The sequence below is a fragment of the Flexivirga sp. B27 genome, assembly GCF_052905685.1.
Genome location: NZ_JBPYUM010000003.1, coordinates 395,923 through 419,523 on the forward strand (window position 1 = coordinate 395,923; position 23,601 = coordinate 419,523).

At 68.2% G+C, this 23,601-nt stretch carries 23 protein-coding genes and 1 pseudogene; 10 read left to right on the forward strand and 14 right to left on the reverse strand.

Annotation, left to right across the window (positions count from 1 at the left end):
* Positions 1-14: 14 nt before the first annotated feature.
* Entirely contained in the window at positions 15-197 is a 183-nt protein-coding gene (locus tag ACSZL9_RS14225; protein ID WP_446666162.1) for a hypothetical protein, read from the forward strand.
* Between the two features lie 129 nt (positions 198-326).
* A complete protein-coding gene (locus tag ACSZL9_RS14230; RefSeq protein WP_446666163.1) occupies positions 327-650 on the forward strand; it encodes a histone-like nucleoid-structuring protein Lsr2 in 324 nt (107 codons plus the stop codon).
* A 95-nt stretch (positions 651-745) separates the two neighbouring features.
* Here ACSZL9_RS14230 and ligD (ACSZL9_RS14235) read toward each other — a convergent pair whose 3' ends face one another.
* A complete protein-coding gene (gene ligD / locus ACSZL9_RS14235) occupies positions 746-1,669 on the reverse strand; it encodes a non-homologous end-joining DNA ligase (protein ID WP_446666164.1) in 924 nt (307 codons plus the stop codon).
* Positions 1,662-2,618: a non-homologous end-joining DNA ligase gene (gene ligD, locus ACSZL9_RS14240; RefSeq protein WP_446666165.1), complete on the reverse strand. Its 957-nt coding sequence runs from the start codon at positions 2,616-2,618 to the stop codon at positions 1,662-1,664. Before ligD (ACSZL9_RS14240) ends, ligD (ACSZL9_RS14235) begins: the two co-directional genes overlap by 8 nt.
* 151 nt (positions 2,619-2,769) lie before the next feature.
* Between ligD (ACSZL9_RS14240) and ku the strand changes: the two genes are divergently transcribed.
* A complete protein-coding gene (gene ku, locus ACSZL9_RS14245; protein WP_446666166.1) occupies positions 2,770-3,795 on the forward strand; it encodes a non-homologous end joining protein Ku in 1,026 nt (341 codons plus the stop codon).
* A gap of 61 nt (positions 3,796-3,856) precedes the next feature.
* Here ku and ACSZL9_RS14250 read toward each other — a convergent pair whose 3' ends face one another.
* Positions 3,857-5,371 carry a polysaccharide biosynthesis tyrosine autokinase gene (locus tag ACSZL9_RS14250; RefSeq protein WP_446666167.1) on the reverse strand — a complete coding sequence of 505 codons (1,515 nt, stop codon included), beginning with the start codon at positions 5,369-5,371 and terminating at the stop codon, positions 3,857-3,859.
* Positions 5,372-5,578: 207 nt separating this feature from the next.
* On the opposite strand from ACSZL9_RS14250, the gene ACSZL9_RS14255 reads away from it, so the two are divergent.
* Entirely contained in the window at positions 5,579-6,106 is a 528-nt protein-coding gene (locus tag ACSZL9_RS14255; RefSeq protein WP_446666168.1) for an arsenate reductase/protein-tyrosine-phosphatase family protein, read from the forward strand.
* A gap of 23 nt (positions 6,107-6,129) precedes the next feature.
* Here the strand turns inward: ACSZL9_RS14255 and ACSZL9_RS14260 are convergent, their stop codons facing one another.
* On the reverse strand, positions 6,130-7,263 hold the full coding sequence (locus ACSZL9_RS14260; RefSeq protein ID WP_446666169.1) for a hypothetical protein: 1,134 nt from the start codon (positions 7,261-7,263) through the stop codon (positions 6,130-6,132).
* A 339-nt stretch (positions 7,264-7,602) separates the two neighbouring features.
* Here ACSZL9_RS14260 and ACSZL9_RS14265 point away from each other — a divergent pair, with 339 nt between their 5' ends.
* Together ACSZL9_RS14265 and ACSZL9_RS14270 are read left to right on the forward strand one after the other, a co-directional pair.
* Entirely contained in the window at positions 7,603-10,134 is a 2,532-nt protein-coding gene (locus ACSZL9_RS14265) for an ATP-dependent Clp protease ATP-binding subunit (protein ID WP_446666170.1), read from the forward strand.
* Positions 10,135-10,519: 385 nt separating this feature from the next.
* Complete coding sequence (locus ACSZL9_RS14270; RefSeq protein WP_446666171.1) at positions 10,520-11,032, forward strand: amino-acid N-acetyltransferase; 513 nt, start codon at positions 10,520-10,522, stop codon at positions 11,030-11,032.
* A gap of 32 nt (positions 11,033-11,064) precedes the next feature.
* Here ACSZL9_RS14270 and ACSZL9_RS14275 read toward each other — a convergent pair whose 3' ends face one another.
* Positions 11,065-11,529 (reverse strand): GNAT family N-acetyltransferase, encoded by a 465-nt coding sequence (locus ACSZL9_RS14275; protein ID WP_446666172.1) that lies wholly within the window; start codon positions 11,527-11,529, stop codon positions 11,065-11,067.
* A gap of 57 nt (positions 11,530-11,586) precedes the next feature.
* Here ACSZL9_RS14275 and ACSZL9_RS14280 point away from each other — a divergent pair, with 57 nt between their 5' ends.
* Positions 11,587-11,943 (forward strand): UBP-type zinc finger domain-containing protein, encoded by a 357-nt coding sequence (locus tag ACSZL9_RS14280; RefSeq protein ID WP_446666173.1) that lies wholly within the window; start codon positions 11,587-11,589, stop codon positions 11,941-11,943.
* A gap of 132 nt (positions 11,944-12,075) precedes the next feature.
* Here ACSZL9_RS14280 and ACSZL9_RS14285 read toward each other — a convergent pair whose 3' ends face one another.
* The 9 genes and pseudogenes from ACSZL9_RS14285 to ACSZL9_RS14325 form a co-directional block, all read right to left on the reverse strand.
* On the reverse strand, positions 12,076-13,044 hold the full coding sequence (locus ACSZL9_RS14285) for an ABC transporter ATP-binding protein (RefSeq protein ID WP_446666174.1): 969 nt from the start codon (positions 13,042-13,044) through the stop codon (positions 12,076-12,078).
* A gap of 2 nt (positions 13,045-13,046) precedes the next feature.
* Positions 13,047-13,883, reverse strand: a complete 837-nt coding sequence (locus ACSZL9_RS14290; RefSeq protein ID WP_446666175.1) for an ABC transporter permease — start codon at positions 13,881-13,883, stop codon at positions 13,047-13,049.
* The gene (locus ACSZL9_RS14295; protein WP_446666176.1) at positions 13,880-14,611 is read right to left on the reverse strand and encodes an ABC transporter permease; all 732 of its coding nucleotides are present in this window, start codon (positions 14,609-14,611) and stop codon (positions 13,880-13,882) included. The genes ACSZL9_RS14290 and ACSZL9_RS14295 overlap by 4 nt, the downstream gene beginning before the upstream one ends.
* A 250-nt stretch (positions 14,612-14,861) precedes the next feature.
* Positions 14,862-15,392, reverse strand: coding sequence for a gluconokinase (locus ACSZL9_RS14300; protein ID WP_446666177.1), 531 nt, complete (start codon positions 15,390-15,392; stop codon positions 14,862-14,864).
* A gap of 39 nt (positions 15,393-15,431) precedes the next feature.
* Complete coding sequence (locus ACSZL9_RS14305) at positions 15,432-16,334, reverse strand: A/G-specific adenine glycosylase (protein WP_446666178.1); 903 nt, start codon at positions 16,332-16,334, stop codon at positions 15,432-15,434.
* A gap of 116 nt (positions 16,335-16,450) precedes the next feature.
* Positions 16,451-17,527, reverse strand: coding sequence for a DNA integrity scanning diadenylate cyclase DisA (gene disA / locus ACSZL9_RS14310; protein WP_446666179.1), 1,077 nt, complete (start codon positions 17,525-17,527; stop codon positions 16,451-16,453).
* Positions 17,528-17,616: 89 nt separating this feature from the next.
* Positions 17,617-18,996 carry a DNA repair protein RadA gene (gene radA / locus ACSZL9_RS14315; protein WP_446666180.1) on the reverse strand — a complete coding sequence of 460 codons (1,380 nt, stop codon included), beginning with the start codon at positions 18,994-18,996 and terminating at the stop codon, positions 17,617-17,619.
* Positions 18,997-19,135: 139 nt separating this feature from the next.
* On the reverse strand, positions 19,136-19,732 hold the full coding sequence (locus ACSZL9_RS14320) for a class I SAM-dependent methyltransferase (protein WP_446666371.1): 597 nt from the start codon (positions 19,730-19,732) through the stop codon (positions 19,136-19,138).
* 198 nt (positions 19,733-19,930) lie between these two features.
* Positions 19,931-20,722, reverse strand: a pseudogene (locus tag ACSZL9_RS14325) (hypothetical protein); the annotation flags it as partial.
* A gap of 42 nt (positions 20,723-20,764) precedes the next feature.
* Here ACSZL9_RS14325 and ACSZL9_RS14330 point away from each other — a divergent pair.
* The 3 genes from ACSZL9_RS14330 to ACSZL9_RS14340 all read left to right on the forward strand — a co-directional run bounded on the left by ACSZL9_RS14330 (position 20,765) and on the right by ACSZL9_RS14340 (position 23,597).
* Entirely contained in the window at positions 20,765-21,691 is a 927-nt protein-coding gene (locus tag ACSZL9_RS14330; protein ID WP_446666181.1) for a Ppx/GppA phosphatase family protein, read from the forward strand.
* Positions 21,691-22,497 carry a sugar phosphate isomerase/epimerase family protein gene (locus tag ACSZL9_RS14335; protein ID WP_446666182.1) on the forward strand — a complete coding sequence of 269 codons (807 nt, stop codon included), beginning with the start codon at positions 21,691-21,693 and terminating at the stop codon, positions 22,495-22,497. Before ACSZL9_RS14330 ends, ACSZL9_RS14335 begins: the two co-directional genes overlap by 1 nt.
* A 140-nt stretch (positions 22,498-22,637) precedes the next feature.
* Positions 22,638-23,597, forward strand: coding sequence for a proline dehydrogenase family protein (locus tag ACSZL9_RS14340; protein ID WP_446666183.1), 960 nt, complete (start codon positions 22,638-22,640; stop codon positions 23,595-23,597).
* Positions 23,598-23,601: the final 4 nt, after the last annotated feature.

The following is a 23,601-nucleotide window of genomic DNA, read 5'->3' on the forward strand; positions in this document are numbered from 1 at the left end:
CGGGCGGGCTTATCATGGAGGGCGTGTGGCCTTACATCGCGACTCTGATCCCGTCGATCGGGTTGCTCTTTCTGCTCTACGTCATCCTCAAGCACATGATGGAAGCCGATCGGCGCGAGCGCATTGCGCATGCCCAGTGGGAACGCGAGACAGAAGCCGCCCGACACGACTCCGAAACTTCTGATCAGCAGAAGTAGTCTCGGCGCACTTCTTCGCGTGCGAAGAAGCTAAATAATTCACCGGGAATATTCGTTACTGATGCTCTCTGCGCTGTGTTAGCGTTTGCATTCGTAGTCTTCAGATCCCGTTGCAAGGAGTAACTCACGATGGCTCAGCGCGTGCAGATTCTGCTCGAGGACGACCTTGACGGGTCCGAAGCGAGCGAGACGGTCTCTTTCGCTTTGGACGGAAAGGCCTATGAAATAGACCTTTCCGCGGCAAACTCTGCTCAGTTGCGTGATGACTTCGCCAAGTGGGTCGGTCACGCTCGTTCGGTCCGTGGCCGTGGGCGGGTCGCGCCCAGCCGGTCCGCGGGACGCACCGATCTGAACAAGGTCCGTGAATGGGGCCGCAAGAACGGCTTCAAGGTCAGCGACCGTGGACGGGTCTCGGCAGAGGTGCAGGAGGCCTACGCCAAGGCCAATTCCTGATCCAGGTCAACTGAAATCGCCATCGGGCGGGCACATCGGTGCCCGCCCGATGGCGTTTTCGATGTGTTGAAGTCGATCTCCGAGGCGGGCGGGTTTCAGCAGCGGGTCCCGAGGCCGGCGGCGAAGAGATCGCCATCGGCTTGCAGCCTTTCCATGACTTCGTCGAATGTTAGTTGCCGCAAGCTGTCAGTTTCCTGTGCGCCGCGTTCGATCTCGTCCCAGGTGCGTGGCGCGGCGGCCGTTGGCCGTTCTTTCCCGCGCAGTGAATATGGCGCGATGGTCGTCTTCGCCGCAGTGTTCTGCGACCAGTCGAGAAGCACCTTTCCCGGGCGTTTTGATTTGGTCATCTTCCACACCACCAGGTCGGGATGCTCACGGGTGAGTTGCTGGGCCAGCTCGCGCGCCGCGTCTCGCACGGCTTCGCTGGACTGGCCCTCGTCGGTGCCCGCGTCGGGCAGGGCGGCATACACCTGCATGCCCTTGCTGCCGGAGGTCACCGGCACGCACCGGTCCAGGCCGATGTCGGCGAGCCGGTCGCGCACGATCAGCGCCAGCCGGGCGCATTCGGTCAGTCCGGCGGGGGCCCCTGGGTCGAGGTCGATGACCATCCGGTCGGGGTTCGTCGGCACGTCGCCCCGCAGCCGCCACTGCGGCACGTGGAACTCCAGGGACGCCAGGTTGACCAGGTAGATCAGCTCGGGCAGGCCGCCGATGACCGGGTAGGTGACCTGATCGCCGGTGCCGCGGGATCCGGACGAGGGAAGGCTCACCCGTGGGAGCCAGGCCGGTGCGCCGGGCGGGAGATTCTTCTCGAAGAAGGACAGGTCGGCCACGCCGTGCGGCCAGCGGATCCGGGTGGCCGGCCGGTCGGCGAGCACCGCGAGCAGCGGCTCGGCGACCTGGGTGTAGTAGTGCAACACCTCACCCTTGGTGGTCTCGGTGCCCGGGTAGAGGATCTTGTCCAGGTTGCCCAGCTTGAGGCGCCGCCCGTCGACCTCGGTGATGATCTGCTCAGGCATCTGCATCCGTCTCCGCGAGATCCGCCGGGCGCAGATCGTGGCGTATTCCGCGCCAGCTCGGCTGCCGCAGCTGGCCGCCGTCGGATATGCCGAGGAACTCCACGTCGGCAACCAACTCCGGGCGCACCCACCGGATCGGGCCGCGCCCGGGTTCGCTCGGCGGATCGTCCTCGAAAGGCGAGTCGGCAGAACATATTTCGTCGAGCATGGACAGCACCGTCGCACCGCGCGCGCCGGCCAGACCCGAACCCACCCGGCCGCGGTAGATCAGCGGACCGGCCGGCGTCGGCGTCGCCAGATAGACCGAGCCGAGCACCCGGTCGTTGTCGCGCTCGGGCAGCCAACCGCAGATGACGAACGAGTCGGTCCGCCGGTGCACGATCTTGCGCCAGTCGGCGCTGCGCCGCCCCGGTCGGTATGGCGACCCGATCCGCTTGGACACCACGCCTTCCAGGTGTTTCGCGGCGGTCGCCTCCGCCAGCTGCGCCCCGTCGGTGAAGGTCGGCGGCACCTGCACGAAGCGGGTCGCCAGCTCCAGTCCTTCCAGCAGTTGCCGGCGTTGTCGCAACGGCATCACCAGCGTCGGCTTGTGCATCGCCTGCAGCACGTCGAAGACGAGGAACGTCGCCGGAGCGGATGCGGCCAGCCGGGCCGCCATCGACGCATCGGACACGTTGAACCGCTCGGCGAGAGCAGCGAAGGACGGCACGCCGTCGACGAGGATCACCACTTCACCGTCGAGAAGCAGGTCGTCATACCCCTGCAGTCCGGCGTCGGGAGTGACGAGCTCGGGGAAGGCGACGGTCACGTCCCGCTCGGTGCGGGAGGTGAGTCGCACGGTCGGCCCGGACACGTGCGCGAGGATCCGCATGCCGTCCCACTTGACCTCGTGCAGCCAGTCGTCGCCCTCCGGCACGGTGTCGGCGGGGGTGGCGAGCATGGGACGCATGAGGACAATCCTGCCCTGAATCCGGTGGCCCTGAGGACTGCCGGAGAATTGCCGGCGAATTGCCACGAGAATCAGCCCGGAAATCACGCGAGCACCGCCGTCGGCCGCTTTTCCCTTGCTGCTTGTCACACCGACACCGCACAATCGTTGGATGCGGGCAATCTGGAAGGGCGCCGTCTCCTTCGGTCTGGTCAACGTCCCGGTGCGGCTCTACTCCGCCACCGAGAACCACGACGTGCAGTTCCGGCAGGTGCACCGGGAGGACGGCGGCCGGATCAAATACCAACGTGTCTGCTCGATCGACGGCGAGCAGGTGTCCTATGACGACATCGCCAAGGGCTTCGAGACCGAGGACGGTCAGATGGTCGTGCTGACCGATGAAGACATGGCTGAGTTGCCGATCAGCAACAGCAAGGAGATCGCGGTCGACAAGTTCGTCCCGAGCTCGCAGATCGACCCGATGCTGCTGGACAAGAGCTACTTCCTGGAGCCCGACAAGGGTTCCGCGAAGCCCTACGTGCTGCTGCGCGACGCACTGAGTTCCACCGACCGGGTGGCCCTGGTGACGGTGTCGATCCGCACCCGGTCCACGGTCGCGTTGCTGCGGGTGCGTGACGACGTGATCGTGTTGCAGACGATGTTGTGGCCGGATGAGATCCGCAGCGCCGACTTCGGCGTGCTCGACGAGGCCGCCGACCTGGAGCCGAAGTCCGCCGAGTTGGCGATGGCCGGGATGCTGGTCGACTCGCTCTCCGGCGACTACGACCCCGAGGACTACACCGACGACTACGAGCAGGCCGTCAAGGCAGTCGTGCAGGCCAAGCTGGAGGGCCACGAGGTGCAGGCGCTGCCCGAGCAGGAGGACGAGGGCGGCGAGGTGCTCGACCTGCTGGCCGCGTTGCAGCAGAGCGTCAACCGGGCCAAGAAGTCCCGTGGCGAGCCGGTGGACGAGAGCGGCTCGCAGCAGGAGCCCGCGGCGGCGGCTGCTGAGAAACCGACCGAGAAGTCGCCGGCGAAGAAGAGCGCCGCCAAGAAGACAACCGCCAAGAAATCAGCAGCCAAGAAGTCGACGACCAAAAAGTCGACCGCGAAGAAGTCGACTGCGAAAAAGTCAACCGCCAAGAAGTCCGGCAGCAAGGACGCGGCCGCGAAGACGCCGGCCAAGAAGGCCGGCTGAAACCGGCGACCACCGGGCCAATAGCTGGCCGACTACCGGACGTGCTCCACCGAGCGGGTGGTTACTTGGCGCGCTCGCGCCGGCGAAGGCGCCGGCTCTCCGGCACACCCGGCGAAGGGGCCTCGGCAGCCTGGCGGTCCTCCGCCGCTGCGTGCTTGCTCTTGGCGCCGCTGCCCTGGCTCTCCGGTGAGTCGCCGTAGTACTTCTCGCCCGCGTAGGTGCCGTAGGCGCCGTGGCCGTACTGCGTGTCGCCATACATGATGCGGTTGATGCGGCGCGTGTTGACGCGGTTGAGGACACCGCCGAGGACGCGGCCACCGACCGCCTGGAGGTTCTGCCGGGCGCGCTGCACATGCTCGACGCGGGTGTCGGAGGCGGCGACGACCACGACCGCGCCGTCGGCGCTGGCGCTCAGCAGCGCGGCGTCGGTGACCGGCAGGAGCGGCGGGGCATCCAGGATGACCCGGTATTCGTCGGTCAGCGACTCCATCAACTGCCGCATCCGCTGGGAGCCGAGCAGCTCGCTGGGGTTGGGCGGAATCTGCCCGGCGGTCAGCGCGAAGAGCCCCCGCTTGCCCGTCGGCTGCAGGGCGTCCTCGATCGACGTGGTGCCGGCCAGCACCTGGGTGAGGCCGACGGAGGAGTCCAGGTCGTAGATGCCCGCGACCGCAGGGCGGCGCAGGTCGGCGTCGACGAGGATGACCTTGTCACCGGAGTCGGCGATGACCCAGGCCAACGCGGCGGCGACGGTCGACTTGCCTTCACTCATCCGGGCACTGGTGATGACGATGCTGCGCGGGTCGTGGTCGACGTCGACGAACCGCAGGTTGGTGCGTAGCTGCCGCAGCGCCTCCCGGGTCGCGAAGTCCTGCTTGCCGTGCAACGACCGGTCGGCAGCCGCCAGCTGTCGAGTCGCGGGTATGACGCCCAGCACGCTCGCGCCGAGATTCTCCTCGACGTCGTCGGTGGTGCGCACGCGGGTGTCGCGGCGGTGCTGGATCAGCGCGAGCAGGTAGCCGACGACCAGCCCGGCGAGCAGGCCGATCGGCAGGATCTTGGCCGGCTTGGGGTAGGAGGGCGCCTTGGGCAGGACCGCGCTGGAGGTGTTCTTGATCGCGACGCCGGTGTTGGGGTCGGCCTTCTGCACGTATTTGGTGAGCACGTCGACGACCGAGTTGGCGATCGCCTTGGCGCGGGCGGGGTCATTGGCGGTGACGGTGATGGTGATGATCGGCTTGTCCTGCGGGACGGTCGCGGAGATCTGCGTCGCCAACTGATCCTTGGACAGCGACAGCTTCTGCTGCTTGATGACCTCGCCGGTGACCTGTCGCGACGTCGCCAGGTCCGCCCACACTGCGGCGCGCTGCTGGGCGACCAGGCCGCTGCTGTATGCCGCGCCGCTGGTGGTGCTGTCCCCCGAGGAGCTCGGTGCGGCGACGAGAGCTTGCGCGGTCGCGGTGTATTGCTTGGTGCGGGTCCAGGTGTATGCCGCGGCGATCGCCAGCCCGACACAAGCACACGCGACCAGCATGATCCAGTAGCGTCGGGTGAGCTTCCAAAGGTCTTCCAGTGTCAACGTCGTCTCCATGACCGCGTGCGAGAGCCGGAAGGCTCGCAGCGATCGGACGATACGTGCCGTCTCCGGCGAACGGGTGACGTTGTGGTGCCCCCGAACTTCCACAGAACGGCGCGAGTATATCCGAGGCGGTCAGTTGTGCCCGTCGTGCGAAGATAATCGCCAGTCTTCCGAGCCCATAGTCCGTGCCAGAGGAGTCCCGCCCACATGTCGCACCTGGTGTTCGTCTGCACCGGCAACATCTGCCGGTCGCCCTTCGCCGAGCGATACGCCGGCCTGGTCGCGGACCGTTCGGGAGTGACCGGCTGGACCTTCGCCAGTGCCGGCGCCGGCGCGATGGTCGGATCGGCGATGGAGCCCACGATGGCGGGGGAGTTGCAGGCCCTCGGCGGGGACCCGTCCGGTTTCCGGGCGCAGTCGCTGACCCGCGAGATCATCACCTCGGCCGACCTGATCGTGGCGATGGAGACCTTCCACCGCTCGGTCGTCCTGGACGACTTCCCGAACCTCGTGCGTCGCACCTTCACCCTCGGTCAGCTCGCACGGATCGCCGGCGACTATCCCGCCGAGGTGCACGGCTCCGAGCTGCTGGAGCAGATCGGGGCCTTCCGCCAGCGTGCCCGGGACGAGGACGACATCACCGACCCCTATCGGCGCGGTCCGGAGCTGGCTCACCGGGTGGCCGGCCAGATCAGCGGGCTGTTGGACGAGCTGGTGCCCCGGCTGGGCGACTGAGCTTCACCCGTCGTTGCGGCGGGTCAGGTGGTGCGGGTCAGCTGCAACGCGTCGTGTCGCAGCAGCTCGCGGACCGCGTCGCGCACCAGGTCGCCCGCCTGCGGGTGCTCGCCGTGCTCGGCGACGCACCGTGCGGTCAGCTCGGCGACCGACGTCGCCTGCGCACTGCCGGTCCAGATCGTGGCGCCGAGCCCGCTGAGCCGGACCGGCCGCGTGTCGATCAGCACCAGCACCTCGGCGTCGACTCCGATGGCATCCAGGTATGGCGCCCGGACGACCCGGCTGTCGTCCGCGACCTGCGGCTCGTGGTCGTCCGGTGCTGTCTCCTCCGATGCTGCTTCGTCTGCGGGGTGCGGCCGGCTCGACCGGTCGACCGGTGCCGGGAACGCCGTGACATCGCTCGGCTCGACCGGGTCCGCAAGGACGGCGTCCCGCAGCAGGTCGGTGGCGTCCTCGACATCGTGGTAGCGCAGCCGCCATACACCTCCCGCGCGCCGGACGGCGCCGGCGAGCGTCTGCAACGGCCGCGGCATCGCAGGCAGCGCGGAGGTCTGCGGGATGAGCGAGATCAGGCCGTCCAGCAACGGCACCCGGTCCAGGGAGGGCGTCGCACCCGGGTCGTCGCCGTCCCGGTCCAGCAGGACGAAGAGCGCCGCTCGTGGATCGGCGGGGCACGGCGGCAGGCCGAGCTCGTCGGGTCCGTGCTGCGACTTGTGGTGGGGCGAGTCGCCGGCGATGACGACCGACAGCGGCTTGGGATAGGCCAGCACGTCGTCGTCGGTGCCGATCGACACCGTCTCGTCGGTGACGTAGCCGAAACCGGCCGTGCACAACCGCCGAGCCGCGGTGGTCTTGCCGGTGCCGGAAGCAGCGACCAGGACCGCCACTCGACCGGTGCCCGGGTCGGCCACGCCGGCCGCGTGCAGCATCAGCCTGGTGCCGGCCGCCTGGGTGATGCCGGCCAGGGTGAGCGCACTGGCCAGGCCGTAGTCGCGGCGGTCGGCGTCGTCCTGCGAGCCGTAGACGACCGAGGTGACGGGGGTGCGGTCGGGTTGCGCCATACAACGTGACCATTGGGCGCGGATCCGGTCGGAGTCGGCGGGAGGTATGTCGACGGAGATGACCGAGCCCAGCACGTCGATGTGTTCAGGCGGCATGGCGGGATCGTATCGACCGCGGGGAGTGCCCGTCCGGCCAGAACGGGAGTCAGTCGGCGGGCAGCGGATTTCGCTCTGCGCGAACACGCGACAGGTGGCCGGGAGCGCGGAACATGCTGACCCCTGCTGGCGTTGTCCGCCACAAGAGATGCTGCACCGCCGTGCCCGCACAGTGGTTGACCGCTGCCGCGCTCGGCTGCTGCGGTTAGCATCGAGGAAGTTATTCAGACTGGACCAGGAGACTTGCGCTTCGGTGCGGCCCGCGGTGAGCTTTGCGACTCGCGGACGGCAAGGGAGAATGAGTCTCAATGGTGGCGAGAGCTACCCGAGGAGTTAGAGATGTTCGAACGGTTCACCGACCGCGCCCGGCGAGTTGTTGTGCTCGCTCAGGAAGAGGCGCGCATGCTCAACCACAACTACATCGGCACCGAACACATCCTGCTCGGCCTGATCCACGAGGGCGAAGGTGTGGCTGCGAAGGCACTGGAGAGCCTGGGCATTTCCCTGGACGCCGTGCGTGAGCAGGTGCAGGAGATCATCGGCCCCAGCCAGCAGACGCAGTCCGGTCACATCCCGTTCACCCCGCGCGCCAAGAAGGTGCTCGAGTTGTCGCTGCGGGAGGGTCTGCAGTTGGGCCACAGCTACATCGGCACCGAGCACATCCTGCTCGGCCTGATCCGCGAGGGTGAGGGCGTCGCCGCCCAGGTGCTGGTCAAGATGGGCGCCGACCTGTCCCGGGTCCGCCAGCAGGTGATCCAGCTGGTGTCCGGTTACCAGGGCAAGGAGCCGCAGGGTGCCGGCGTCGGCCAGAGCAGCCAGGAGAGCGGCACCCCCGCCGGCTCGCTGGTGCTCGACCAGTTCGGCCGCAACCTCACCCAGGCAGCCCGCGACGGCAAGCTCGACCCGGTCATCCAGCGTGACAAGGAGATCGAGCGCGTCATGCAGGTGCTGTCCCGGCGCACCAAGAACAACCCGGTCCTGATCGGTGAGCCCGGCGTCGGCAAGACCGCCGTCGTCGAGGGGCTGGCCCAGGACATCGTCAAGGGCGAGGTGCCCGAGACGCTGAAGGACAAGCAGCTCTACACGCTGGACCTCGGGTCGCTGGTCGCGGGCAGCCGCTACCGCGGTGACTTCGAGGAGCGGCTGCGCAAGGTGCTCAAGGAGATCCGCACCCGCGGCGACATCATCCTGTTCATCGACGAGATCCACACGCTGGTCGGTGCGGGTGCTGCCGAGGGCGCGATCGACGCCGCGTCGATCCTGAAGCCGATGCTGGCCCGCGGCGAGCTGCAGACCATCGGTGCGACCACCCTCGACGAATACCGCAAGCACATCGAGAAGGACGCCGCGCTGGAGCGCCGCTTCCAGCCGATTCAGGTCGAGGAGCCGACGATCCCGCACGCGATCGAGATCCTCAAGGGTCTGCGCGACCGTTACGAGGCACACCACCGCGTGACGATCACCGACGCTGCCCTGGTCGGTGCGGTCAACATGGCCGACCGCTACATCAACGACCGGCACCTGCCGGACAAGGCGATCGACCTGATCGACGAGGCGGGTGCCCGGTTGCGGATCCGCCGGATGACCGCTCCGCCGGACCTGCGCGAGTTCGACGACAAGATCGCGCACGTTCGCCGCGAGAAGGAGTCGGCCATCGACGGCCAGGACTTCGAGAAGGCCGCCTCGCTGCGGGACGACGAGAAGAAGCTCATCCAGGCCAAGGAGCACCGCGAGAAGGAATGGAAGGCCGGCGACATCGACGTCGTCGCGGAGGTCGACGAGGAGTTGATCGCCGAGGTGCTGGCCGCTTCCACCGGCATCCCGGTCTTCAAGCTGACCGAGGAGGAGTCGACTCGCCTGCTGCGCATGGAGGACGAGCTGCACAAGCGGGTCGTCGGCAACGACGACGCCATCCGTGGTCTGTCGCAGGCCATCCGGCGCACCCGCGCCGGCCTGAAGGACCCGCGGCGTCCCGGCGGCTCGTTCATCTTCGCCGGGCCGACCGGTGTCGGTAAGACCGAGCTGGCCAAGTCGCTCGCCGAGTTCCTCTTCGGCGACGACGACTCGTTGATCACGCTCGACATGTCGGAGTTCTCCGAGAAGCACACCGTGTCGCGGCTCTTCGGTTCGCCTCCCGGTTACGTCGGTTACGAAGAGGGCGGCCAGCTGACCGAGAAGGTCCGCCGCAAGCCGTTCTCGGTGGTGCTGTTCGACGAGGTCGAGAAGGCCCACCCGGACATCTTCAACTCGCTGTTGCAGATCCTGGAGGACGGTCGGTTGACCGACAGCCAGGGCCGGGTGGTCGACTTCAAGAACACCGTGATCATCATGACCACCAACCTCGGCACGCGCGACATCGCCAAGGGCGTCACGCTGGGCTTCGCGTCCGGCAACGACAGCTCCACCGGCTACGAGAAGATGAAGGCGAAGGTCCAGGACGAGCTCAAGCAGCACTTCCGGCCCGAGTTCCTCAACCGTGTCGACGACACGATCGTCTTCCCGCAGCTGTCGCAGGAGGAGATCGTGCAGATCGTCGACCTGCGGGTGGCGGACCTGGACGAGCGCCTCAAGGACAAGGACATGGCGATCGAGCTCACGCCCGCAGCCAAGAAGCTGCTGGCCGAGCGCGGTTACGACCCGGCTCTCGGTGCCCGCCCGCTGCGTCGCGCGATCCAGCGCGAGGTCGAGGACGTGCTGTCCGAGAAGATCCTCTACGGCGAGATCGGTGCCGGCGAGATCGTGCTCGTCGACATCGAGGGCGAGGGCAAGGAGGCGAAGTTCACCTTCGCCGGCAGCCCGAAGCCCGAGGCTCCGGACTCGTTGGGTGTCGAGACCGCCGGCAGCGGCGGGGTCGACCTCGGCAAGGACTGAGCGCAGGAGTGACAAGCGTGATGGCCAGACTGTGCGCGGTCTGAGCATCGCGAGTTGACCGATCGAAGGGCCGGGCGGAGTTTCCGTCCGGCCCTTCGGCATACCCGCCCGTCATACCCACGCGGCATACCCACCAGGAGGCCGACTGCTGCGTGCACAACTCTCAACGGTTGCGAGTTGTGTGCGGGAGTCGGCGTTTTGGCGTGCATAACCCTCAACGGTTGCGGCTTGTGTGCGGGAGTTGGCGGTTTGGCGTGCACAACTCTCAACGGTTGCGGCTTGTGTGCGGGAGTCGGCGGTATGGCGTGCATAACCCTCAACGGTTGCGGGTTGTGTGCGAGCGGCCGACGTCGGACATTCGCGAGGTCTGCGAGAAGATATCGCCATGACACTTCGCGATCCCGAGCTCCGCATCCGTCCGGCCGTTGCCACGGACGTGCGCGGGATCCGCGAAATCACCAAGCCGTATGTCGACTCGCGTGCGATCGTGCCGAAGCCTGCCGTCGCGTACTACGAGGGCGTGCAGGAGTTCCTGGTCGTCGAGCGTGGCGACCGGCTCGTCGGGTGCGGTGCGATGCACGTCATGTGGGAGGACGTCGCCGAGGTGCGCACTCTCGCCGTCGCCGCCGACGAGAAAGGGCAGGGCATCGGCAGCACGCTGCTGGCCGGCCTGCTCGATCGGGCACGCGAGCTGGGTGTGCGGCGGGTCTTCTGCCTCACCTTCGAGGTCGGCTTCTTCAGCGCGCACGGGTTCGCCCGGATCGACGGTGAGCCGGTCGAGCCGGCCGTCTATGCCGAGTTGCTGCAGTCGTATGACGAGGGCGTCGCCGAGTTCCTCGGCCTTGACCGGGTCAAGCCCAACACCCTGGGCAACCACCGGATGCTGCTGACGCTCTGACCCAGCCTCTCGACGTTCGCCCGGCCCCTCGGTCAGTGGAGCTGCGCGCGCATCAGCGGAGCGCTGCGGGTTTCGAAGCCGTTGCGTTCATACATCGGGCGACCCTCAAGGGTCGCAACCAGTTCGGCCCGCCCGGCACCGGTCCCGCGCGCCCAGACCAGCACCGCCTCCAACGCCGCGCTGCCGTGACCTCGCCCGCGGTGTGCCGGCAAGGTGCACACGTTGCTGATCAGCACGTCGCCACCGCTCGGTGAGGTCGGCGACGGTGCCGCATCGCGCACGAATCCCATCGCACACGCGACCACCTGGTCGTTCTCAGTGACCACGAAGATGCCGTGCGCGCTGCCGGTCAGCCGGGTCTCGAACCAGGTGTGCGCGTTCTCGCGCCATACGTCGTCGTCCGCCCGCACGTCCATCGCGCGGAACATCTCTGCCCGCAACTCCACGAGTGCCGCCTCGTCTCCTGCGTGTGCCTTGCGGACTTCGATCGTCGCCATGCAGTCGAAGGTATGACGCCCTTCGCATCGACCGCTCGACGGGCTAGCGTTTCAGGCGTGAGTGATGCCACAGACGGTCAGATCGATGTCGACGCGGCGCCCAGTGGGACCGGTTGCAAGGACTGCGATGCAGCCGGCGGATGGTGGGTCCACCTGCGCCGGTGCGCTGCCTGCGGCCACATCGGGTGCTGCGATTCATCGCCGGCACAGCACGCGACGCAGCATGCGAAGGACTCCGGTCACCGCATCATGCAGAGCTTCGAGCCGGGCGAGGACTGGTTCTTCGACTACGTGTCGCAGCAGGTGATCGACGGACCGCAGCTTGCCGAGCCGACGAGTCACCCCGCCGGCCAGGGCGCGCCGGGTCCGCGCGACCGGGTGCCCGCGAACTGGATGGAGCTCATCCACCGCTGACAGAGAAGCGACATACCGAGCGGACACAAAAACTCCGACAGGACACGAAATTCGGCTGTTTGAGTGCCGGATTTCGTGTCCGCTGAATGTGTTTCGTGTCCGCTCGGTGAAGGGTCACGCGCGGTGCGGCGGCTACCGGCTGGCGCGGTAGATCCGACGCACGACGTCCTCGATGTCCGGCTCCTCGATCGACAGGTCACGCAGCTGTGCATGCTCGCCCACAGCTGCGAGAACTGCTGCGGCAGTGGTCATTTCGGAGTCGAAGGCGAGCCGCTGGCGCGCACCGGCGACCTCGCTGCCCAGGTGTGTCGTGTGCGGTATGCCGGTCAGGTCCGGCGTCGCGTCGGCGAAGTCCAGCACGAGGGTCCGGTCGGCCCCGGCGGAGCGCGCCAGGCCGTCGAGGCTGCCGTCATACACCGTGCGACCGTGGTCGACGACTAGCACGCGCTCGCAGAGCCGCTCGATGTCGCCCATGTCGTGCGTGGTCAGCAGCAGCGTCGTGCCGTGCTCGCGGCGCTCGGTGATGAGGAACTCGCGCAAGCGCTGCTTGGACAGCACGTCCAGCCCGATGGTGGGCTCATCGAGGATGACCAGCTGCGGCCGGTGCAGCAGCGCGGCGGCAACCTCGGCGCGCATCCGCTGGCCGAGCGAGAGTTGCCGCACCGGGGTCGCCAGGAACTCGCCCAGCTCGAGTTGCTCGATGAGTTCGGTCGTCCGGGCGCGTGCGTCGTCCCCGCGCAGCCGGTGGATCGCCGCGAGTATGTCGAAGGACTCGCGCACCGGCAGGTCCCACCACAGCTGGGAGCGTTGCCCGAAGACGACGCCGACGTGCGCGGCCAGCCGACGGCGCTCGCGTTGCGGGTCCAAACCGCAGGTCCGGACGGTGCCGCTGGTCGGCACGAGGATGCCGACCAGCATCTTGATGGTCGTCGACTTGCCCGCGCCGTTCGCGCCGATGTAGCCGACCGACTCACCCGGCCGGATCTGCAACCGCAGGTTGTCGACCGCGCGCAACGTCTGCCGTCGTATGACGTCACGACCCTTGCCGCGTCGAGTGAATTCCCTTGTCAGTCCATCGGTTTCGATGATCAGGTCTGTCATGTCTAGCCGCCCCCTCCTTGGTAATGGCGCACGCCGAAGCGCCACATGGTCAGTGCAAAGGCCCACATCCACAGCGCTGCCAGCGGTGTGCACCAAGCCAGCCAGGTCGGCAGTCCCGCGGGTCCGGGCAGGTCCAGCAGTCGCAGCGCCGGAACGTATGCCGCCAGCGCCATCGGGAAGACGAAGCCGAAGAGCGCCTTCAGCGGCCCCGACCACACCGCCGCCGGTTGTGTCGACGCGTAGCGTCCGCCATACACGAACGCATTGGTGAATTCGGCGCCCTGGATGAGGAAGAACTGCATGCCGGCGGCCCAGATGTACATCGCCGAGAAGATAGCCACTGCACAGACGAGCGTGAGTGCGAGCAGGCCGACATGGGCGATGTCCCAGTGAATGTCGTTGATCGACAGGCCGATCACCAGCGATACCAACCCGACTCCGGCACGGGTGAGCCTGCGCAGCGAGATGTCGCTGGTCATCAGCTGCAACAGCAGCGGCTGCGGCCGTAGGTAGAACACGTCCAGGGTGCCGGCTCGGACATACTTCGGCAGGGTGTCGCAGTGGCCGACGAACATGTCGGCGATCGAGTAGCACAGGTCCGCGATGCCGAAGACGAGCAGCACCTGCTGGAAGGTCAGCCCACCGAGCACCGTCACCTGGTGGAAGAGCAGCCAGACCTCAGCCAGCTCGATCAACCCGACGAGGCCCGAGCTGACGAGGTCGATGAAGAAGTTGCTGCGGTAGCTGCGCTGCGACCGGATCCGGGATGCGAGCACTGCGCGGTAGCCCGCGAATTGCGTTGGTACGGCGTCCTTCTCGGTCAATGAAGTAGAGGTCATCCGCCTTGCACCTCCAACTTGCGGCGGCCGGCGACGGTCAGCAGGTGGCCGGCGGCCAGCGTCACGGCGAGCCACGCCAGCTGCGCGGCCACCAGCCCGTATGACGCCGCTCCGGTGACCCGGCCGGTCAGCACGTCGATCGGATACATCAGCATCGACGGGAAGGGCGTCGCCTCGGTGATGACAAGCAGCCAGTCCGGGAAGAGCGAGATCGGCACGTAGAGTCCGGAGAAGAATCCCGAGATCACCATGTAGAAGATCTGGATGCCACGTGTCTCGACCAGCCAGAAGCCAATGACGGCAACGAGATAGACGGTCGAGAAAGACACCGTGATCCCGATGAGGAGACTGCACGCACCCAGGATGTATGGCGCGACTGTCGTCGGCATCGTCATACCGATGAAGATCGCGCCGATGGCGACACTCGGCAGACCACGCGGGATCAGCGCGAAGACAGCCTTGCCGACTTCCGTTGCAATTGTTGCCAATTGGATGTTGATCGGGCGCAGGAAGTCGACCGCGATGTCGCCAGTCTTGACCCGGTCGGCGAGGTCGATGCGGCCGTTGAGGTTGATCGAGCCGAGCATCCCTTGGGAGATCCATATGTAGGCGCTCATGCTGCCGACGTCATACCCCTGCACGGTGCCGCCGACCGCGCGCACGGTCGCGAAGAGCATGGCGACCTTGAGGAAGCCGAAGGTCATGTTCGCGACGAAGCCGCCGAACATGGCAAGACGATATGCGGTCTGCTCGCGGACTCCGGCGACGAAGAGCCGGTAGTAGGCGAGGACCGCGGGTCGGGTAGTGGGGGAGAGGAGTGGAGGAGGTGTGTCGAGACCAGCCGTACGCACAAACGCGAGAACTTACCGACCGGTGAAAAGCTCCGCAACTGAATTTCCGGCCGCGATGGCCGAGGTCAGGGTGGCCGAGCTCAAGGTGGCCGAGCCCGTCGAGGTCACGGTGTCGGAGACCGCCTGGTCACTCCCCGGGGCGCAGGCCCAACAGCTGCAGCGCTTCGTCCACCGACTCCTGGGGCGCCCGATGCGCGTGTACGACGACGCCGTTCTCGTCCGACTGCAGCGGCTCGAGTGCCTCCAGCTGGGAGGGCAACAGCGACGGCGGCATGTAGTGGCCGGTGCGCTTGGCCAGACGCTCCTCGAGCACGTCCTTCGGGACGTCGAGGAAGACGAAGCGGACGTGCTCGCGGCCCTCGCGCAGCAGGTCGCGGTAGACGCGCTTGAGTGCCGAGCAGGTGACCACGGCGCTGCTGCCGTCGCGTGCGTGCTCGTCGATCCAGGTGCCGATCGAGCGCAGCCACGGCCACCGGTCCTCGTCGGTCAGCGGCACGCCGGAGGCCATCTTGGAGACACAGGCCTGGGAGTGGAAGTCGTCGCCCTCGGCGTAGAGCCATCCCATGGTCTGGGCGATGCCTTCGCCGACGGTTGTCTTCCCGGAGCCGGAGACTCCCATCACGATGAGGAACTGGGGTTCGCTGGCCGCATTCGTCATGTGCGCCACTGTAACCAGAGCGACGTCCGAGGCGCTCGGTCAGGCAGGCAGCCGGAATCGCTCGCGCGGCAACGGTTCGACCAGGCCGTCCTCGATCAGCGAGGCCAGGCATCGGTCACGCTGTCCGTCGTCGGGCCAGACGAGGTCGAGTCGGGTGCGTGGCACCGGGTCGTCGGCGGCACGCAGCACGGCCAGCAGTTTGCCGCGCACCTGTCGGTCGGTGCCGTGCCACTTCTGCGCCTTCTTGCGCGGGCCGTCGTGCTCGGGCCGTCCGGCCAGCACCCACGCGCACCGGTCCTGCACCGGGCATGCCGCGCAGTCCGGTGTCGCGGCCTTGCAGATCAGGGCGCCCAGCTCCATGACGGCGACGTTCCATCGGGCGGCGCGTGCATCGTCGGTCGGCAGCAACGTCTGCGCGAGTCGCGTCTCGGCCGCGCTCAGCGACGGCGCGGCGTGCTGCGCTCCGGTGACCAGCCGTGCCTCGACCCGTCGCACGTTGACGTCGACGACCGTGCTGCGGATGCCGAACGCGAACGCTGCCACGGCTGCCGCCGTGTAGTCGCCGATCCCCGGAAGTGCCTGCAACTGCTGCTTGTTCGCGGGTATGACGCCGTCGTGCCCATCGCGGATCGCCGTCGCGGCACCGTGCAGGCGCAACGCGCGGCGCGGGTAGCCCAGGCGTCCCCACTCGCGCACGGCATCACCCGGAGAGGCAGCTGCGAGGGCGGTCGGCGTCGGCCACAGGTCCATCCACCGGCGCCATACCGGCTCGACTCGGGCGACCGGGGTCTGCTGCAGCATGACCTCCGAGACCAGCACGGCCCACGGCCGGTCCACCTCCGGCCAGGGCCACTCGTCGGCCGGCACTCGCCACGGCAGGTCGCGAGCGTTGTCGTCATACCAGCTCAGGATCGCGTCGTGCAGTTCTTCGACGTCACTCATGAAACGTGAAAAGTGTTTCGGCTCATTGCAGGGTCCTCGCGAAGTGTTCGGGGAGCAGGTCCGGGGTCCCCAGGAAGTATTCGGGGGAGCGCAGCGGAGGAGAAACTTCCTGGGGTCTAGACGTATCGCTCGAGGATGCTGCTCTCGGCCAGGCGGGACAGGCCCTCGCGCACGGCACGGGCCCGGCTGTCGCCGACACCTTCGACCGCCATCAGGTCGTCGAAGTCCGCCGCGAGCAACCGCTGCAGGCTGCCGAAGTGCTCGACCAGCCGGTCGACGATGGTGCCGGGCAACCGGGGCACCTTGGTCAACAGCCGGTAGCCGCGCGGGCTGACCGACAGGTCGAGCATCTCGCCGAAGGCGGTGAAGCCGGCGGCGCGGGCACCGGCCGACAGGTCGAGCAGCTCGGTGGAGTTCATCTCGCCGAGGCGGACGATGGCTTCCTCGACGTTGAGCTCGGTCCGGCTGGTGTCGAGGTAATCGCGCACGACCAGCTCACGGTCATCGCTCAGGCCACCGACGAGCTCGTCCAGCTGCAGCGAGATCAGTCGTCCGTCGGTGCCGAGCTCGACGACGTATTCGCTGATCTCCTCGCTGATCCGGCGCACCATCTCCAGGCGTTGCAGCACGCTGGCGACGTCGCGGACGGTCACCAGGTCCTCGATCTCCAGCGCGGACAGCGTGCCGGTGACCTCGTCGAGGCGGGCCTTGTAGCGCTCCAAGGTCTGCAGGGCCTGGTTGGCCCGGGACATGATCGCGTTGGAGCCCTCGATCACGTGCCGCACCCCGCCGACATACAGCGCGATGATGTGCATGGACTGGCTCACCGAGATGACCGGGAGGCCGGTCTGCTTGGCGACCCGCTCGGCGGTGCGGTGCCGCGTGCCGGACTCCCTGGTCTCGATGCTGGGGTCGGGCATCAGCTGCGTGCCGGCGCGCAGGATGCGCGAAACGTCACTGTTGACAACGATTCCGCCGTCCATCTTGGCCAGCTCCCGCAGCCGGGTCGCGGTGAATTCGATGTCGATCGGGAAACCGCCGGACGACATATTCTCGACGACGGCGTCGTGGCCGATGACGATGAGGGCACCGGTGCGACCGCGCAGGATCCGCTCGAGGGCGTCGCGTAGGTCAGTGCCGGGTGCGACAGCCGCGAGCGTTTCGCGGAGGATGACTTCGGGGGATCGGGTCACCTGGTCAGTGTAGGTGTGGGCAGGTCCGGCAGCGGACGGCACGCGCGGCGAGAAGCTGTGGGATTGCCAGGTGTTGGGCGCCTCCTCGGTCAGCGGACCGGCACGGCGATGGCGCGCGTCGCCGCATGCACGTCGCGCACCTCCATGACTCGCATCCCCGGCGGTGGCGTCTCGGTGCCCATCGAGCCGGCGGGGACGATCGCGCGCTTGAAGCCGATCCGGGCTGCCTCGGCCAGGCGCCGGGGCACCCCGCCGACACCGCGGACGTCGCCGGCGAGCCCGACCTCACCGACGGCGAGGGTCCCGGTGGGCATCGGGCAGCCGTCCTTGGCAGAGGCGAGCGCGAGCGCGATCGCCAGGTCGGCGGCCGGCTCGGAGAGCTTGGCGCCGCCGACCGTCGAGACGTAGCAGTCGTCGTCGCGCAGTCGCACACCAGCGCGGCGGTCGAGCACGGCGAGGATCATCGCGGTGCGGGAGCTGTCGACGCCGTTGGTGGTGCGGCGGGCTGACCCGCCGTTGCCGGGCACCAGCAGCGCTTGCACCTCGGTGACCAGCGGCCGCCGCCCCTCGAGGGTGACGGTGACGCAGGTGCCGGGCACCGGCTCCTCCATCCGGGACAGGAAGAGCCCGCTCGGGTCGGGCAGTCCGGTGATGCCCATCTCGGTCAGGTCGAAGCAGCCGACCTCGTCGGTCGGGCCGAAGCGGTTCTTGGCCGCGCGGACCAGCCGCAACCGGGAGTGCCGCTCGCCCTCGAACTGCACGACGACGTCGACCAGGTGCTCCAGCACGCGGGGTCCGGCGATCGAGCCGTCCTTGGTGACGTGACCGACCAGCAGCGTGCCGATGCCCTGGCGCTTGGCGACCTGGATGATCGCGTTGGCGACTTCGCGGACCTGGCTGACGTTGCCGGGTGCCCCGTCGACGTCGGCGGACGCGATCGTCTGGACCGAGTCGATGATCAGCAGGTCGGGCTGCAGCTTGTCGATCTGGGCCAGCACGGTCGCCAGGTCTGTCTCGTTTGCGAGGTAGAGGTCGCGCGCCAGTGCTTCGATGCGCTCGCCGCGCAGCCGGACCTGCGCGGCGGACTCCTCACCGCTGACGTAGAGGACGGTCTGACCCTCGCGCGCGGCGCGCGCTGCCACGTCGAGCAGCAGCGTGGACTTGCCGATGCCGGGCTCACCGGCCACGAGCACCACTCCGCCGGTCACCAGCCCGCCGCCGAGCACCCTGTCGAACTCGCCGACGCCGGTCGAGCGGTGTTGTGCCCGCGTCGCGTCGACCTCGCCGATCGGCAGCGCCGGACGCTCGATGGTGGTCGCGGGCGCGGTGCGCACGTGCTGCTGGCCGACCTCGGTGACCGTGCCCCACGCCTGGCACTCGCCGCAGCGGCCGACCCACTTGATCGCCTGCCAGCCGCATTCGGTGCAGCGGTAGGTCGGGGCCGGTGCTTTCTTGCGCGTGCTCGCCATACGCCGGACTCTAAAGGTCCCCTCCGACACCGCCCCTCCCCATCCCACCGAGAGGACACGAAACACATCCAGCGGACACGAAAAGCGGGCGTTTTCGAGCCGGGGATCGTGTCCGCTGGGGAGTTGTGTGTCCGCTCGGTCAGAAGGCGCGCCAGCGGACGAAGACGGCGTAGTCGACGCCGGTGCCGTCGTGCTCGGCGAGGATCCGGTCGGCGTTGGCCGGAGTGAACTCGATCCGCACCACCGCCTCGAAGTCGGCGCGGGTCTCGAAGTCCCACCGCATCGTCACCGGCATCGACGTGAAACCCGTCCGTCGCCAGAAGCGCTCCACACCCACCGGGTCGTATGACGGCAACGCTCGCCGGAACCAGGCTCCGAAAGTGGATCGGGACGCGTCGTTGTCGATGACGAAGGCCACACCGCCGGGGCGCATCACCCGCTCCAGCTCCGCGAGGCCGGGCTCGCAGCCGCCACCGAAGAAGTAGGCCCAGCGAGCGTGCGCCACGTCGACCGAATCATCGTCCAGCGGAAGGGATTCCGCGTTGCCCGCGCGCACCTCGACAGCGGACTCGAGCCCAGCGTCCAGCACTCGCTCACGGGCAGCCTCGACGAGCGGCGGGTGTGGCTCGACGCCGATCACCGAGCACGCCTCGCGTGCGAAGAACGGCAGATGGAAACCCGCGCCGCAGCCGATGTCGAGCACGTCGGCGCCGGCCCAGTCGCGGACCTCGCGCATCGCCGCCCAGATAGCGCCGTCCGGGTCGACGCCGCGATTCTCGATCTCGTAGACGTCGGGAGAGTTCCAGATGTTCGGCGACGGGATCGCCTCGATCGGCGAATCCTCTTGCGTCACTTGGTCTTCCGCGACTTCGCTGCGCCGTCGGCCTCTCCGATGGTCGCGTCCTCGGTCGCGCTCGCGGGCAGCTTCCTCAGCCGCTTCCTCGGCCAGCAATGTCGCAGGGTGCACGAAGAGCGGCAGCAGCTTGCGGCCTCCGGGTCCGGCCGCGCGCAGTGCCGTCGCCTGCAGCAGGTGCGCCTCGCACCGACGCGCCAGCTCGTCATACGCGCTGTCACCCATCAGGTGGCGCAGCTCGCCCTCGTTGGAGATGTAGACCGGCGAACTACCCACGTGCGCCTCGGGATTGCCCGAGCAGTACCAGTCGAGATCGTGGCCGCCCGGCCCCCAGCCGCGGCGGTCGTATTCGCCGATCGAGATCTCCAGGTATGACGTGTCGTCCGGCTGCTCCACCGTGCGGTAGGTCCGCCGGATCGGCAGCTGCCAGCACACGTCGGGCTTGACGGTGTGCGGAGGCACGCCGGTCGCGACCGCGTGCTGATGCAGCGCACATCCGGCGCCGGCGGGGAAGCCGGGACGGTTGTGGAAGATGCACGCACCGTCGACGACCCGGGTCTTCCAGTCGCCGTCCTCCTTCTCCCGCCAGCCGTCCTTGGAGTGGCCCTCGTCGTAGTACTGCCACTCGTCGGGGCCCAGCTCGCGGACGACCGACTTGACGTTCTTCAGGTCGTCCTTGTCGGAGAAGTGCGCACCGAGCGTGCAACACCCGACGTCCGGAGCATCCTCGTAGATCCCCTGACAGCCCGCGCCGAAGATGCAGGTCCACGACGACGTCAGCCACGTCAGGTCGCAGCGGAAGCGCTCCTGCGCGTCGTCCGGGTTGTCGAACTCCACCCAGGTCCGCGCGATGTCCAGTGCTGTCTCGGCCACGCGCCACATCGTAGGTGGGTGTGTTGCTAGTAGCGTGCAGGCATGCGGCTCGGCGTGATCGACGTGGGATCCAACACGGTCCACCTCCTCGTGGTCGACGCGCACCCCGGCGCGCATCCGCTGCCGGCGACCTCGCACAAGAGGGAGCTCCGGCTCTCGGAGCACACGCTCGCGGACGGCTCGATCTCGCCCGGCGGTGTCGAGCAGCTGACGGCATTCGTGCAGGAGAGCCTGACGATCGCCGACGACCAGGGCTGCGAGGACCTGCTCGCCTTCGCCACCAGTGCGATCCGTGAGGCGCCCAACGGTGACGACGTGCTGGCGCAGGTGCACTCCGCCACGGATGTCAAGCTGGAGGTGCTGGAGGGCCCGGACGAGTCCCGGCTGACCTTCCTGGCAGTGCGCAGATGGTTCGGCTGGTCGGCTGGGCGACTGCTGGTGATCGACATCGGCGGTGGCTCGCTGGAGCTCGCAGCGGGCATCGACGAGGAGCCCGACGTGGCGCTGAGCCTGCCGCTCGGCGCCGGGCGGCTGACCCGCGACCTGCAGGGCGATCCGCCGACGGCCACCGACCTGAAGGTCCTGCGCAAGCAGGCGCGCTCCGACATCGCCCGCGTGGTCCGCGACCTGCACAAGGTCGGTGTCCCCGACCGTGTCGTCGGCACCAGCAAGACCATCAGATCCCTCGCCAGGGTGCTCGGCGCTGCCCCGCGCGGTGATGGCCCCCGTGTCGAGCGGGTGCTCGAACGCGAGGCACTCGGCGATCTGGTGCCACGCCTGGCCGGTATGACGTCCGACGAACGCGCAGCATTGCCAGGGGTTTCCACCAGCCGGGCCAAGCAACTGCTGGCCGGCGCGATCGTGGTCCACGGTGCGATGGACGTGCTGGGCGTCGAACGACTCGACCTGTGTCCGTGGGCGCTGCGCGAGGGTGTCATCCTGCGCCGCCTGGACTGGCTCGGCGCCTGATGGCCGCAGGCCGCCTGACTGTGCCCGAGGGGCGCATCGCACTGTCCACGTCCTCGGTCTATCCGCTGGGTGTCGTGGACGGCTTCGCGATGGCCGAACGCCTCGGGTACGACGGGGTCGAGGTGATGGTCTGGACCGACCCGGTCAGCCAGGAGTCCGGCGCGCTGCGCAAGCTGGTCGACCACTACGGCATACCGATCGTGTCGATCCACGCGCCGACTCTGCTTCTCACCCAACGCATCTGGGGCCCGGACCCGTGGCCCAAGGTCGACAACTCGGTGACGCTGGCCGAGGAGGTCGGCGCATCGACCGTCGTGGTGCATCCGCCCTTCCGGTGGCAGCGGGAGTATGCCGCCGAGTTCGTCGAGGGCATCGCTGCCCGCAACGCTGCAACGGACGTGCGGATCACGGTGGAGAACATGTTCCCGTGGCGCGCTCGCGCCCGGGAGATGCAGGCCTACCTGCCTGGGTGGGACCCGGTCGACCTGGCCTACGACCACGTGACACTCGATCTGTCGCACACCGCGACGGCGGGCTCGGACGCGATGCAGATGGCCGAGGATCTGGGCGATCGTCTCGCGCACATCCACCTCGCGGACGGGTCCGGTTCGTTCAAGGACGAGCACCTGGTGCCCGGTCGTGGCTCCCAACCGTGCGCGGACCTGCTGGAGTCACTCGCGGGGCGCGGCTACACCGGGGACGTCGTCCTCGAGGTCGGCACCCGCAAGCACTCGGTCGAGCAGCGCGAACTCGACCTGGCAGAGGCGCTCGCCTTCGCCAGGCTGCACTTCGCTGCCCCGGCCTGAGCGTCTCGTCGGACCGTCTCGCCTGAGCGTCACGCCCGATCATCTGCGTCGCGCCCGTCGGATCCCCCGAAAGCGCGCACCCCGTTGCGCCATACCCTCGAAGGTGCATCCATCCGCACCGGATCGAAGGAGTCACGCAGGTGATCGACCCCAGCGCAGTGCTGCGACAAGGACTGCTCGGCCTGGGCCGCAGCAACTCGGCACGTCGGGCTGCCGAACGCGCCCCGATCGGCCGCTCGGTGGTGCGGCGGTTCGTCGCAGGGGACGACTCCGACGACGCAGTGGCGCAGATCGCCGAGCTCGTCTCGCACGGGCTGCTGGCGACGACGGACTGCCTGACCTCCGGCGACGCCCGAGACCCGGGCGACGTCGCGCAGGCCGGCCGCACACGGGACAGCCACGTGCAGACACTGCGCGCCCTGCGCGAGCGCGGCCTGACCGCCGGCGGGGCGGCCGAGGTCAGCCTCCGGCTCAGCGCGGTCGGACTGGCCGTACCGCAGGACGGGCCCAAGATCGCGCTCGACAACGCGCGGCAGATCTGCGAGGCCGCTGCCCTGGCGGGCACCACCGTCACAGTCGGGATGGAGGACCACACCACGACGGACGCCACGCTCGACATCGTCCGTGACCTGCGCGCCGACTTCCCGTGGGTCGGTGTGGCGTTGCAGGCGGCACTGCTGCGCACCGAGGCCGACTGCCGGGACCTGGCGGCCGAGGGAAGCCGGGTCCGCCTCTGCAAGGGTTCGTGCGCGGAGCCGCCGTCGGTGGCCCTCCAGGACCAGCAGGAGGTGAGCCTGGCGTTCGTCCGCTGCCTGAAGGTGCTCCTGGCGGGGAAGGGCTACCCGATGATCGCGACCCACGACCAGGACCTCATCGACATCGCCCGCTCGCTGTCCGACCGTGAGCTGCGCTCACCGGACTCCTTCGAGTTCCAGATGTTCTTCGGCGTTCGCCCTGACGAGCAGCGACGGCTGGCCGACGCCGGCCTGCGGATGCGTGTCTACGTCCCCTACGGCACCCAGTGGTATCCCTACGTGATGCGTCGGCTGGCCGACCACCCGGCACAGGCGATGACGTTCCTGCGTTCCCCGAAAGGCTGAACAC